General features: G+C 62.8%; 11 protein-coding genes. 2 read left to right on the top strand and 9 right to left on the bottom strand.

What is annotated here, in order from left to right; translation table 11 throughout:
* Nucleotides 1-60: 60 nt before the first annotated feature.
* Entirely contained in the window at nt 61-1,743 is a 1,683-nt protein-coding gene (locus IVB22_RS00355; protein WP_247515361.1) for a glutamine--tRNA ligase/YqeY domain fusion protein, read from the bottom strand.
* A gap of 141 nt (nt 1,744-1,884) precedes the next feature.
* Between IVB22_RS00355 and gltX the strand changes: the two genes are divergently transcribed.
* Both gltX and gltA read left to right on the top strand, forming a co-directional pair.
* Nucleotides 1,885-3,309, top strand: a complete 1,425-nt coding sequence (gene gltX, locus IVB22_RS00360) for a glutamate--tRNA ligase (RefSeq protein WP_247515362.1) — start codon at nt 1,885-1,887, stop codon at nt 3,307-3,309.
* Between the two features lie 159 nt (nt 3,310-3,468).
* Nucleotides 3,469-4,773 carry a citrate synthase gene (gltA, locus tag IVB22_RS00365; RefSeq protein ID WP_247515363.1) on the top strand — a complete coding sequence of 435 codons (1,305 nt, stop codon included), beginning with the start codon at nt 3,469-3,471 and terminating at the stop codon, nt 4,771-4,773.
* 196 nt (nt 4,774-4,969) lie between these two features.
* Here gltA and lpxB read toward each other — a convergent pair whose 3' ends face one another.
* The 8 genes from lpxB to bamA form a co-directional block, all read right to left on the bottom strand.
* Complete coding sequence (gene lpxB, locus IVB22_RS00370) at nt 4,970-6,133, bottom strand: lipid-A-disaccharide synthase (protein WP_247515489.1); 1,164 nt, start codon at nt 6,131-6,133, stop codon at nt 4,970-4,972.
* A gap of 23 nt (nt 6,134-6,156) precedes the next feature.
* Nucleotides 6,157-7,014 (bottom strand): LpxI family protein, encoded by an 858-nt coding sequence (locus IVB22_RS00375; protein ID WP_247515364.1) that lies wholly within the window; start codon nt 7,012-7,014, stop codon nt 6,157-6,159.
* Between the two features lie 19 nt (nt 7,015-7,033).
* Nucleotides 7,034-7,837 (bottom strand): acyl-ACP--UDP-N-acetylglucosamine O-acyltransferase, encoded by an 804-nt coding sequence (gene lpxA, locus IVB22_RS00380; RefSeq protein WP_247515490.1) that lies wholly within the window; start codon nt 7,835-7,837, stop codon nt 7,034-7,036.
* Nucleotides 7,838-7,959: 122 nt separating this feature from the next.
* Nucleotides 7,960-8,313 (bottom strand): hypothetical protein, encoded by a 354-nt coding sequence (locus tag IVB22_RS00385; protein ID WP_247515365.1) that lies wholly within the window; start codon nt 8,311-8,313, stop codon nt 7,960-7,962.
* A gap of 234 nt (nt 8,314-8,547) precedes the next feature.
* Nucleotides 8,548-9,183: a histidine phosphatase family protein gene (locus IVB22_RS00390; protein WP_308200338.1), complete on the bottom strand. Its 636-nt coding sequence runs from the start codon at nt 9,181-9,183 to the stop codon at nt 8,548-8,550.
* A gap of 146 nt (nt 9,184-9,329) precedes the next feature.
* On the bottom strand, nt 9,330-9,788 hold the full coding sequence (gene fabZ, locus IVB22_RS00395) for a 3-hydroxyacyl-ACP dehydratase FabZ (protein ID WP_247515366.1): 459 nt from the start codon (nt 9,786-9,788) through the stop codon (nt 9,330-9,332).
* Nucleotides 9,788-10,855, bottom strand: a complete 1,068-nt coding sequence (gene lpxD, locus IVB22_RS00400) for a UDP-3-O-(3-hydroxymyristoyl)glucosamine N-acyltransferase (RefSeq protein WP_247515367.1) — start codon at nt 10,853-10,855, stop codon at nt 9,788-9,790. Before lpxD ends, fabZ begins: the two co-directional genes overlap by 1 nt.
* 139 nt (nt 10,856-10,994) lie before the next feature.
* Complete coding sequence (bamA, locus tag IVB22_RS00405) at nt 10,995-13,538, bottom strand: outer membrane protein assembly factor BamA (protein WP_247515492.1); 2,544 nt, start codon at nt 13,536-13,538, stop codon at nt 10,995-10,997.
* Nucleotides 13,539-13,625 lie beyond the last annotated feature (87 nt).

Here is a 13,625-nt window from a genome sequence, read left to right on the forward strand (position 1 = left end):
TTCACGACGCGGAGGCGATGGTGGGCACGCTGCGCTTTGCCCACCCTACATTCCGCTGCTTCACCCCTTCCCGCCGACTTCCTTCGCAAACGTGTCGCGCAGGCCGATGGTGCGGTTGAACACGGGCTTGCCCGGCGTGGAATCCTTGTCGCGCACGAAATAGCCCTGGCGTTCGAACTGCATCACTTCGCCGGAATTGTCTGATGCGACCGAAGGCTCGATCCGGGCGTCGGGCAACACCTCCAGCGATTCCGGATTGAGGTCGACGGCGAAATTCGCGGCACTCGGGCTGGGGTTCGCGAAGAGCTGATTATAGACGCGGATTTCCGCGGGCATCGACTGCGCGGCCGACAGCCAGTGCATGGTGGCCTTGACCTTGCGGCCGTCAGGCGCGTTGCCGCCCTTGGTCGCGGGATCATAGGTGCAGCGGAGTTCGACGACTTCGCCTGCATCATTTTTGATGACGCCGGTGCATTTGATGAAATAAGCGTAGCGCAGCCGCACTTCGTTGCCCGGCGAAAGGCGGAAGAATTTCTTCGGCGGGTTTTCCATGAAGTCGTCGCGCTCGATATAGAGCTCGCGGCCGAAGGAAATCTTTCGCGTGCCGGCCGCGGGATCATCGGGATGATTGACGGCCTCGAGCTCTTCAACCTGGCCTTCCGGATAATTCTCGATCACGATCTTGAGCGGCCTTAAGACCGCCATGCGGCGCTGCGCGGTCTTGTTGAGGAGTTCACGGATGCAAAATTCCAGCATACCGACATCGACCACGCTGTTGGCCTTTGCCACGCCAATGCGCTTGACGAATTCGCGCACCGCCGCCGACGGCACGCCGCGCCGCTTCAGGCCGGCAATGGTCGGCATGCGCGGATCATCCCAGCCCGACACATGACCGTCACGCACGAGTTGCGTCAGCACCCGCTTTGACAGCAACGTATAAGTCAGGTTCAGCCGGGCGAATTCGTACTGCCGCGGTTTCGACGGCACCGGCAGCTTGTCGAGCAGCCATTCATAGAGCGGCCGGTGGTCCTCGAATTCCAGCGTGCAAATCGAATGCGTGATGCCTTCGATGGCGTCCGACTGGCCGTGGGCGTAGTCGTAGCTCGGATAGATCGACCATTTGGTGCCGGTGCGCGGGTGCTCGGCATGCAGAATGCGGTAGAGCACGGGGTCGCGCAGGTTGATATTGCCGGCGCCCATGTCGATCTTCGCTCGCAGCACGCGCGTGCCGTTCGGAAATTCGCCAGCCTTCATGCGGCGAAACAGGTCGAGGTTCTCGTCCACCGCGCGGTCGCGGAACGGTGAGTTCTTGCCAGGCTCCGTCAGCGTGCCGCGGTTCACGCGGATTTCTTCCTGCGACTGGTCGTCGACATAGGCGTCGCCGGTCTTGATCAGGCCCTCGGCCCAGTCGTACAGGCGATCGAAATAGTCCGAGGCGTAATAGAGATCGGTTCCCCAGTCATAGCCGAGCCAATGCACGTCGGCCTGAATGGAATCGATATATTCCTGCTCTTCCTTGGTCGGGTTGGTGTCGTCGAAGCGCAGGTGGCACTTGCCGGCAAATTCCTGCGCGATGCCGAAATTGAGGGCAATCGACTTGGCGTGGCCGATATGCAGGTAGCCGTTCGGCTCCGGCGGAAATCGGGTCACGATCCGGCTATGTTTATTGGAAGAGAGATCGGCCTGGACGATGTCGCGGATGAAATCGCGCCCTGCTTCTGCCGTTACCGGTTCTGTGGTCATTCCGAGTTCCTGTTAGGGATTGGCGAACCTTCTGCCAAATTCGCCCTTGTGAGCCAAGCCTACTTTGCCAATGGCTAGGCTTTAGTTATGCAATGTTCCTGCTATACACCACCGCCAATTCACCTCAGCCCGCCTCGGTAAATGACAGATTCCGTCGTCACACGCTTCGCCCCCTCGCCCACCGGCTTCCTCCATATCGGAGGCGCCCGGACCGCGCTGTTCAACTGGCTCTACGCCAAGAAGACCGGCGGCAAGATGCTGCTGCGGATCGAGGACACCGATCGCGAGCGCTCCACCGAGCCGGCCATTGCGGCGATCCTGGATGGCCTGAAATGGCTGGGGCTCGATTGGGACGGCGACGTCATCTATCAGTTCAGCCGCGCCGCCCGCCACCGCGAGGTCGCCGAGCAACTGCTGGCCAGCGGCAAGGCCTACCGCTGCTACGCCACGGCGGAGGAACTGACCGCGATGCGCGAGAAAGCGCGCGCCGAGGGCCGCACCCGCCTCTATGACGGGATGTGGCGGGACCGCGACCCCTCCGAGGCGCCCGCGGGCATGAAGCCCACGATTCGCCTCAAGGCGCCGCTGACCGGCGAGACCGTGATAGAGGACCAGGTCCAGGGCCGCGTGGTCTGGCAGAACGAGAACCTCGACGATCTCGTGCTGCTGCGAGGCGACGGCAACCCGACCTACATGCTGGCGGTGGTGGTCGACGACCATGACATGGGCGTCACCCACGTCATCCGCGGCGACGACCATTTGATCAACGCCGCGCGCCAGAAACAGATCTACGACGCGCTCGGATGGGACATTCCGAACATGTCCCACATCCCGCTGATCCACGGGCCCGACGGCTCGAAACTGTCGAAGCGCCACGGCGCGCTCGGCGTCGATGCTTACCGCGCGATGGGTTATCTGCCGGCGGCGCTGCGCAGTTACCTGGTCCGGCTCGGCTGGAGCCATGGCGACCAGGAAATCTTCTCGACGCAGGAAATGATCGACGCGTTCGATCTGCCCGCGATCGGGCGCTCCGCGGCGCGGTTCGATTTCGCCAAGCTGGAGAACCTCAACGGCCACTACATCCGCCAGGCTGATGACCGCGAGCTGGTGTCCCAGTTTGAGAGCGTGCTGGATTACGTCCCCGAAGGCGCCGAGCTGAAGGCAAAACTCAACGACGCCACGCGCGCGCAATTGTTGCGGGCGATGCCGAGCCTGAAGGAACGCGCCAAGACGCTGATCGAGCTGATATCGGGCGCCTACTTCATCTTTGCCGACCGCCCGCTTCAGGTCGAGCCGAAGGCGGCCGCGCTGCTGACGCCGGAGACCCGCGTCCTGATCGGAAAACTCCGGATAGCGCTCGAGACCGTCACCGACTGGCACGCCGAGACCACGGAAGCCGCGATGCGGAATTTCGCAGAGCAGAACAACCTCAAGCTCGGCGCCGTTGCCCAGCCACTCCGGGTGGCGCTGACCGGGCGCACGACTTCGCCGGGTATTTTCGATGTTTTGGCGGTACTGGGGCGAGAGGAATGCCTGGCCCGTCTCGGCGATCAGGCAGCCAGTTAAGCCCCTACCATATGGGGGGACGCGGCCATCTTGCAGTGCACAGGGCAATAAGCTACGCCTTTGGCGCCGCTTCTAGACAATCCGGCTTCCCTTGCTGTCGCCGCGAAATGGCACGAGGGTCGGCGCGGTTTTTCGTAACGATTTCATCGGGGACTCGCGATGGACGCAAAATCCAGCAACAAGACTGCAACGCTCACGGTGGGTAACAAGACCTACGATTTCCCGATCCTCACCGGCACGGTGGGGCCCGATGTCATCGACATCGCCAAGCTCTACGCCCAGGCCGGGATGTTCACCTACGACCCCGGGTTCACCTCCACCGGCAGCTGCCAGTCGAAGATCACCTATATCGACGGCGATGCCGGCGTGCTGGAATACCGCGGCTACCCGATCGAGCAGCTCGCCGAAAAGGGCGACTTCCTCGAGACCTGCTATCTGCTGCTTTACGGGGAGCTTCCGACGCCGGCGCAGAAGAAAGACTTCGACCACCGCGTGATCCATCACACCATGGTTCACGAGCAGATGGCCCGCTTCTTCCAGGGTTTCCGCCGCGACGCCCATCCGATGGCGATCATGGTCGCCGCCGTCGGCGCGCTCGCCGCGTTCTATCACGATAGCACCGACATCAACGATCCGAAGCAGCGCATGATCGCCTCTATGCGCATGATCGCGAAGGTTCCGACGCTGGCCGCGATGGCCTTCAAATACACCGTCGGCCAGCCCTTCATGTATCCGAAGAACTCGCTCTCCTTTGCCGAGAACTTCCTGCACATGTGCTTCGCGGTGCCCTGCGAGGATTACAAGATCAACCCGGTGCTCGCTGACGCGCTGGACAAGATCTTCATCCTGCACGCCGACCACGAGCAGAACGCCTCGACCTCGACGGTGCGTATCGCCGGCTCCTCGGGCGCCAACCCGTTCGCCTGTATCGCCGCCGGCATCGCCTGCCTGTGGGGTCCCGCCCATGGCGGCGCCAACGAAGCCGCGCTTGCGATGCTCGCCGACATCGGTTCGGTCGACAAGATCCCGGAATTCATCGCCAAGGTGAAGGACAAGAACAGCGAAGTCCGCCTCATGGGCTTCGGCCACCGCGTCTACAAGAACTACGATCCGCGCGCCAAGATCATGCAGAAGATGTGTCACGCCGTGCTGGCCGAGACCGGCCATGGCGAGGACCCGATGCTGAAGGTCGCGCTGGAATTGGAAAAGATCGCGCTCAGCGACCAGTACTTCATCGACCGCAAGCTCTATCCGAATGTCGACTTCTATTCGGGCATCACGCTGAAGGCGATGGGCTTCCCGACCTCGATGTTCACCGTGCTGTTCGCGGTCGCCCGCACCGTCGGCTGGATCAGCCAGTGGAGCGAGATGATCGAGGACCCGCAGCAGAAGATCGGCCGTCCGCGCCAGCTCTACACCGGCGTCGCCCGCCGCGATTACGTGCCGATGGACAAGCGGAAGTAAGCAACGTCGCTATAGGACAGATTGGAAAGCCGGATGCGATCGTCGCGTCCGGCTTTTTCTTGTAGGGTGGGCAAAGCGCAGCGTGCCCACCATAGCGGATACCGCTTGAGGAGAGATGGTGGGCACGCGGAGCCTGTCATCGGGCGCGCATTCGCGCGACCCGGTGGCTCTGCCCACCCTACGAAACTGTCGTGTTCTATCCCCGCCGCGCCTGCCACATCGTCGCGAGCACGATATCGGCGGCGCGCGCGCTCGGCGGCTGGTTGCCGGTCGACATGATCCCGTCGATTTTTGCAAACGCCTCGAGCTGCTTGCGCCGCAACTCGCTGTCGCCAATCACATCGCGTAGTGCCTGCGAAAGCTTTTCCGGGGTGCAATCTTCCTGCAGGAATTCGGGGACGACGTTCTCGCCGATCACGAGATTGGCCAAGATCACCGAGTTCACCTTGATGGCGCGGCGCAGGATCCAGGCTTCCACCGAGCCGGTCCGGTAGGCCGTCACCATCGGCACCTCAGCCAATGCCAGTTCGAGCGTCACCGTGCCGGATTTGGCAAGCGCCGCATGCGCAATCCGGAACTTCGCCCGCTTCTCCTGCTCGCCGATCACGACCTGGGGCTGCACCGGCCAGTCCTTCACCGCGTCCACGACCGCTTCCTGCAGATGCGGCATGGTTGGCAGCACCAGTTCGAACGTCACGCCCTGCTCCTGCAGCCGAGCGACCGCCTGGCCGAAGACCGCCATGTGGTGACGAATTTCGCTGCGCCGGCTTCCCGGCAGCACCAGGAGCACCGGCGGCGATTGCGCCCGCTGCGCGGCTTCATCGGCATTCGGGCGCAGTGAAGCCAGTTGCTCGGTCAGGGGATGGCCGACATAGGTGCAGGGCGGCCCGTGCAGCCTCCGATAGGCCTCGGGCTCGAACGGCAGCAGCGCCAGCACGTGATCGACATATTTCAGCATCGCGCGCGCCCGGCCGGGCCGCCACGCCCAGACCGAAGGCGACACATAGTTGACGATCGGAATCCCGGGATCCTTGGCGCGAACACGCTTCGCCACGCGGTGGGTGAAGTCCGGGCTGTCGATGATGACGAGAATATCCGGTGCGGCTTCCGTCACCGCGATGGCCGTCTCCTTGATCAGCCCGAGGATCTTCGGCAGTTCCTTGACGACGGCGGCGAGGCCTATGATCGAGAGCTCTTCGATCGGAAACAGCGACTCCAGGCCTTCGCGCGCCATCGCGCGGCCGCCGATGCCTTCGAACCGCACGCCGTCGCCAAGGCGCTGGCGCAGCACCTTCATCAGGTTGGCGCCGAGGCGATCGCCGGACTCTTCCGTCGCGATCAGAAATATCCGCCGCTCCATCCCGGCGGTGGCGCGAGACGGCGTCACGCTGATAAACCCTGGATGAACAGGCCGGTCCTGTCTGCGGCGGCGATCATGGCTTGCGAGTCCGCGGCAATGGTATGGCCGGCGATCACGGCAATGCCGGCGAGCCCGGCCCGGGCTGCGCCCTCGATGGTTTTGGCGCCCACGGCCGGCAGGTCGAAGCGCAAATCCTGGCTACTCTTGGGCGCCTTCACCAGCACGCCGCGGCCGGATTTGGCGCGAATGCGCCCGGCCTCGCGCAACCGCGCTACGCGTGTCAAAAGCCCGTCGGTGCCCTCGATGTCCTCGACCGCGACCACATGCCCGTCGATCACGACCACGGCCTGGCCAATGTCGAAGGGCCCAAGCGCGCCCAGCACTTCCCGCCCTTTGGCGATATCCGCCGCAGCCGCGGAATCGGGCGCGGCGCGGGCAATGTTTCCCTCCGGCATCAGAATGTCGGGGGCGACATCCCGGATGCCGACCATCCGAAAACCGTCCTGTTCCAGGATCCGGCCGATCCCCGACAACAGGTGATCGTCGCCGCCGCGAAACGCAGCCCAGACGCGGCCGAGGACGCGGATCGTTCCCCAGTCCAGCCGGATTTCCGACAGCGCCGGGCGCAGCAGCGTACCGATGAAGATCAGATCGCGGCAGCCTTCGCTGCGGAACAGTTTTGTGGCGCGGCCGAGTTGCCCGACCGAGATCCAGTGATGGCGGAAGCGCTCGACGCGAGCCGGATCACAGGCGCCGCGGAGCGCGAACAGCACCGGCGCGATCCCTCGTGCGGCAAGCGACTCCGCCACCGCGAACGGCATGGCGCCACCGCCTGCGATGACGCCGACGGGCGATGAAATGTCAGAAGCCGCTGAAATCATGGCTGCGGCGATCCCGTCATCAATGCTTGCCGCCGCCATCGGCGGGAAGGCAGAGCGCGCGATGCTTGCCTTGCTCGATGAAGGCGAGGATTTCGGCGATCGCCGGATCCTCTCCAGCCAACGGCTGCACCGCATTCAGCCGCTCGGCGAAGATGCCGGGGCCGTGAAACAATTGTTGGTAGAACGAGCGCACTTTCGCCAGCCGCTCCTTGGTGAACTTGCGGCGCTTCATGCCGATAATGTTCAGTCCTTCGAGAGCAGCATATTGTCCATTGGCTAGGCCGAATGGAATGATATCGCCACGCACGCCGCAGACGCCGCCGACCATCACCTGCGGTCCGATCCGCGTGAACTGGTGCACGGCCGACAGCCCCCCGATAAAAACGAAATCGCCGATCTCGCAGTGACCGCCGAGCGTAGCTGAAGTTGCAAAAATCACGTCATTGCCAACCTGGCAATCGTGCCCGACATGGCTGCAATTCATGAAATAGCCGCGCTCGCCAACCCGCGTCACGCCGCCGCCCGCAACCGTCCCGGCGTTCATGGTTACAGACTCGCGGATGGTGCAGCCCGCGCCGATCTCCAGCCGGGTCAGTTCGCCCTTGTAGCTCAGCGATTGCGGCGGTGTGCCGAGCGAGACGAACGGATAGATCGTGCAGCCGGCCCCGATCGTGGTCTGCGCGGTAACGTGAACATGCGCGATCAGATTGCAGTTGGCGCCGATAACGACGTTCCGGCCGATAGTGCAATAGGGACCGATTGTTGTTCCTTCGCCGATCACAGCGCCATCCTCAACCCGCGCGGTTGGATCGATCGTACCCATCAAGCAGCCCAGCCCATCCGTTGCGAATATCACGCGTTTTCCGGTGGTTACCGCGGCGTCCGAATGGTGTCCAGTGACGTATCGTTACGTCATGTTGCGGTGCGTCGGTGTCAAGAATGTCCTCAGATCATGCTGCCGGGCAGGAAGCAGCGGATCGAAATCCCATAGGCTCCCTTGATCGGCCAGACCATGGTCCGGCCGAAGCGATTTGGCACGGTGATGACGGCATCGTCCGGCACGTCGATCCATTGGCCCTCGAGCCGGACGCGATAATGACCGTCCTTCGATTCCCAATCGACGTCGGATACGACCGAGCCATCGGCGTCCGAACAGCAGGGCCCCTTCCCGCTTCTGAGACTATCGAACCATTGCTTGAGGGGGGAGTTGGCGTAGCGGCCGTCGTCGCGTGCCATTGCGCTCCCAGCGAAAACAGCGGCCGAGCCTATCAGCACAACGGCGGTTCTCAGGCGTTTCATGCGGCAATCTCAACAGCGACCTGCCACCGGAAATTACAAATCAGTCGACGGACCGAAGTTCCATCGCGCCATGCTCACGCTGACGGCATGGCGCACGGAGTGACTGAGCACATGCTCTGTCAACGATCCGACATTGTCGAGTATACCAGCGTATAGTCACGCCTGTGCGCGGTGACAGCTCACACAAACAGCGCTCCTCACGCGCAGGCAACTGCCCGACCCCGCAAGGTCTCTTTAGCTGCCGGCCAGCGCGATCCATTCGCTCGCCTGCACGCGCGCGATCAGGACGGCCGGACCCGAGGCGCTGGTCTTATAAACGAGCGCCTCGCCTTCGCGGATATCGGCAAATTCCTTTCCGAAGGCGTCGGCGACGTTGGTCTTGTGGGTCACCGCCAGATTGTTGAGGCCGGCTTTCGGAAGCGCATTAACGAGGTCCCGCACGGCGCGTCCCGCCTTGGCGTTCTTGCCGTCGGGATTGGCCATCGCCGACGAACTGCCCGCGCCGCTGTCGGTCAATTCGTCCACGGGCAATACGTCCTTGCCGGCGAGCAGCTTGCCGGTCTCGACCGCGCGGTTCAGCCGGCTCGTGTAGACTTCGCCGATCGGCACCCCCAATTTCTTGAGCGCAGCCCCAAGCTTGCGCGCCATATCGCGGCCCTTCTCGCTCAATTGCCGCTGCGCGGTCATGTCGTCGAACTTGAAGGGGTAGATGTCCTTCTGGCTGTCATCGGTGGCGCCGTGTCGAAACACGATGACGTAGCCACCGTCCTTGAGAGACGATACGAGCCCTTCCAGATCAGCCGCGTAACTTTGCGGCGACATCAGCAGAAAAATGACCAAACACGAAATGATGGACGCAAGCTTGTTCACGGACGCCTCCGTTAAAAAGGCGCGGACCCGAACCGGATTTAATCTGCAAATTTCTTCAATCAACCTCGGCGGCGAGTTCCACTACCAGGGATTGAACAAAGATATCAGGAAGACGTCGGTTGTGTGACGGATGAATTCAATCAGATTCAATCCGTCAGCATCGCGCCGACGTCGGCCTCCGCGACCACGGTGCCATTCACCTTGGCGTCGCCGTGAAACCACCACATCGCCTTGCGGCGGCCGATCGAGCGCATGTGGTACTCGATGGTATCGCCGGGCATCACCGGCTTGCGGAATTTGCACTTGTCGATGGTGAGGAAATAAACCGCGCGCGGCTTCTCCGTGCCCTCGACCGATTTGATGCCGATGACGCCGGCGGTCTGCGCCATGGCTTCGATCATCATCACGCCGGGATAGACCGGACGGTCGGGGAAGTGGCCGAGGAATGGCGGCTCGTTGAAAGTGACGTTCTTGATGCCGATGCCGCTGTAATCGGTCCGGATCTTGATCACCCGGTCGATCAGCAGCATCGGATAACGGTGCGGGAGCGTCTTGAGGATCTCGTTGATATCCACGAGCTCAAACCTGACCGGTGACTCCTCCATTACTCCCGCCCCTCGCCTTTCGGCCCCGCCGTGCCACCCTGCACCAGCCGCTCCACCGCAATAATCTCCTTGAACCACTGCTTGGTCGGCTTTGCAAAGAAACCACCCCAGCGGCCGTTGGGCGGGATGTCGTCCTTGACCCCGCTCATCGCCGTAACCTGGGCGCCGTCGCCGATCTTGAGATGGTTGTTGATGCCCACCTTGGCGCCCAGCGCGACATTGTCACCGATCGTCAGGCTGCCTGCGAGCCCGATCTGGGCCGCGAGCAGGCAGTGCCTGCCGATGGTCACATTGTGGCCGATCTGGACCTGATTGTCGATTTTGGTGCCCTCGCCGATCACGGTATCGCGGAGGCTGCCGCGGTCGATGGTGGTGCCGGCGCCGACCTCGACGTCGTTCTGGATCAGGACGCGGCCGGTCTGCGGCACCTTGATGTGCCCCTCGGGACCGAAGAAGATGAAGCCATAGCCATCCTGGCCGATGCTGCAGGCGGGATGGATCAGGACATTGTTGCCTATGAGGGCGAACTGGATCGCCGTGCGGGCGCCGACATTGCAGTCCCGGCCGATCTTGACGTCGGCGCCGATCACCGCGCCCGCGCCGATCACGGTCCCGGCGCCAATCTCGACCCTGGGCCCGATCACCGCCAGCGGATCGACGATGACGCCGTCTTCCAGGTGGGCCGATGGGTCGATGATGGCCGACGGTGCGATGCCGTCATTGTCGAACCAGGATTGCGGGCGAAGCGCATCGGCGTGCCATTCGCGCGCCAGCATCACGAAGGCGCGAAACGGCTGGGTGGCCCGCAGCACGGCTACATGAGCGGGCACCTGGGCCTCGAAGCGCGGGCTCACCAGGCAAGCGCCGGACTTGGTCGCCTTGAGCTGATCGGCGTATCTGAGGTTGTCGAAAAACGCCAGATGCATGGGGCCGGCTTCGTCGAGCGAAGCGAGGCCCCTGATCACCTGGTCACCCCGTGCGGGGTCGACCAATACCGCTCCCGTCAACGCGGCCAATTCGGCCAGCGTCGAGGCAGGGGGTTGCTTGAAGAATATCGGCTGCGCCATTCCACCCGTCGCAGTCCGGCCGGCCTTCACATCAGAGCGCCGGCTCCGAAGAAACGGAGCCGACCCTCCTCTTATTCCCTGGCGTTCTCGTCACGCGGACCCGAGCTGGATCGATCGGGTCCGTTCGCTTCAAGCCACCTTAGAACGATGTGCCGCCGCCAAATTTGAATTGCTGCACGCGGTCAAACTGACCCTTCGTAAGCGGAACCGCATAGTCGAAGCGCAGCGGACCGAACGGCGACGCCCAGATGAGACCGACACCCACCGAGGTGCGTACCAAGTTGCCATCGTCAAACTGCAATCCCGTACAAGTTCCGGCAGTGGCATTCGGGGATTGCGTCGGCGGGATGCAGCCAGGCACGTTGATCTCATTCGTCGCCGCCCACGAAGTCGGGCCCTTATAGTCGAACAGTCCACCGGCGTCGGCATAGACCGAGCCCTTGAGCCCGACTTCCTTTGGCAGGAACCAGAACGGCATCTGCAATTCAAACGAAGCGCCCCAGTACTTGGTGCCGCCCAGTGCGTCACGTGTACCGAACGGATTGAGATCGCGCGGACCGATGCCGTTCGGCGCAAAACCGCGAACCAGGTTCGGGCCCATCTGGAAGTGATCGAGCATGCGCAGCTCGCTGCCGCCGAACTGGTTCAGCATGCCGCCCTGGAGGTGGATCAGGCCGACGATATCGGCGACCAGCGGGGTGTAGTACTTCGCGTCGACCGCCGACTTGATGTACTTCACGTCGCCGCCGACACCGGCGAAGTCCTGCTTCCAGTCGATCAGCAAGCCGTCGGTCGGGTTCTTATTGTTGTCCAGCGTGTTGTAGTTCAGCGAATAGCCGACCGACGAGGTCAGCGCCTTGCCGCTCTGCAGTTCCCTGCGGATCGGAAGCGAAGCTTCGCCATCGCTGTAGCACCACAGCCCCTGGCCGGAGGGGTCGGTGGCAGGAACTGGCAAACCACCTGGCCCGCCCACCGAATTTATAAATGCTGGTGACGGGTTGAATGCCAGCAGCCCGTTGTTCGGATTGTTGTTACAGTTCGCGAGCTGGTTCGGCAGAGAGATTTCCTGCTGATAGATCGAGTAGCGCAACTGCAGCGCGAGATCTTCCCGCAGCGTAAAGCCGAGCCGCGGACTAAAGCCCATCGTCTTGGTGCCGTAGGCGATGTAGCTGTTGGCGAGCTGCTCGCGATAGAACAGGTCGAGGCCGAGCGCGACGCGGTAGTCGAACAAATACGGGTCGACGAACGACAGCGAACCGCCGCGCGCGTACTGACCGTAGGTCACGGCCGCCTTTGCGTACAGGCCACGGCCGAGGAAGTTGCGCTCGGAAATGCTGACTTCGGCCAGCGCACCGTCGGTGGTCGAATAGCCGCCCGACACCGAGAAGTCGCCGGTCGACTTCTCTTCGAGATCGACGACCAGAATCACGCGATCGGTCGACGAGCCGGGCTCGGTCAGGATCTTCACGCTCTTGAAGAAGTCGAGGTTCTTCAGCCGGCGCTCGGCGCGATCGACCAGCGCGCGGTTGTAGGCGTCGCCTTCGGACAGGTCGAACTCGCGGCGAATCACGTAGTCGCGGGTGCGGGTGTTGCCGCGGACGTTGATGCGCTCGATATAGGTTCGCGGGCCCTCATCGACGGCGAACACGATCGAAACGGTGTGCTGTTCGAAATTGCGGTCGCCGCGCGGGCGCACCACGGCGAAGGCGTAGCCGCGCCGCGAGGCCTCGATCTGCATTTCCTCGACGGATTTCTCAAGCGCCTCGGCATTGTAGACCGAGCCGACGCTGACGCGCGAGAAGCTGCGCATCGAGGCGGCATCGAGGGTTGCGATGGAGGTCTGGAAGTCGACGGAGGCCACGCGATATTGCTGCCCCTCCTCGATCTTGAAGGTGACGAGGAAGCCCTTCTTGTCGGGATCATACTCGGTCAGCGCGGCAATCACCTGCACGTCGGCATAACCGTTCTTGAGATAGAAGCGGCGAATCAGGTCGCGATCAGCCTCGACCCGGTCGGGATCATAGACGTCGGCGCCCCCAAGGAAGCTCAGAAGGTTGGATTCGCGTGTCTTGATGACGTCCTTCAGGCGATAGGACGAATAGGCGACATTGCCGACGAACTCGATCGACCTGACGCCGGTCTTGCTGCCTTCGGTGACCGTGAAGATCAGGTCGACGCGGTTGTTCGGCTGCTCGATGATTTCAGGGGTCACGCGCACGTCGTAGCGACCGGAGCGCCGGTAGATTTCGGCGATGCGCTGGGCGTCCGACTGAACCATCGGGCGCGAGAATGTGCCGCGCGGCTTGGACTGGATTTCAGCCGAAAGCTGCTCGTCCTTGACCTTCTTGTTGCCTTCGAAGGCGATGCGCCCGATCACGGCGTTTTCGACCACGGTCACGACCAGCCGGCCGCCGACCTGATTGATTCGCACGTCCTGGAACAGGCCGGTTTCGATCAACGCCTTCAGGCCGTCGTCGATCTGGGCCTGCCCGAGCCGGCCGCCGGGGCCTGGCTTGAAATAGGAACGGATGGTCTCGACCTCGACACGCCGGTTCCCCTCGACGGAGATCGACGCCACTGTCTGTGCCGCAGCCGGCACAGACACCAACGCGCCCCCCATCGGCACGGTCACCATGATCAGAGCGCCCAGTAGAGCCCCCCGCACTCGCATTCCCAACATCATCCGCAACGCGCCCTCGTCATTGCCGTGCCGGCCCGTACCCCTACGAACCGGCAGAATCCCAAAGTTGCATTGCTTGTAGCTAATTTC

The sequence above is a fragment of the Bradyrhizobium sp. 190 genome (assembly GCF_023073415.1).
Classification (GTDB): domain Bacteria; phylum Pseudomonadota; class Alphaproteobacteria; order Rhizobiales; family Xanthobacteraceae; genus Bradyrhizobium.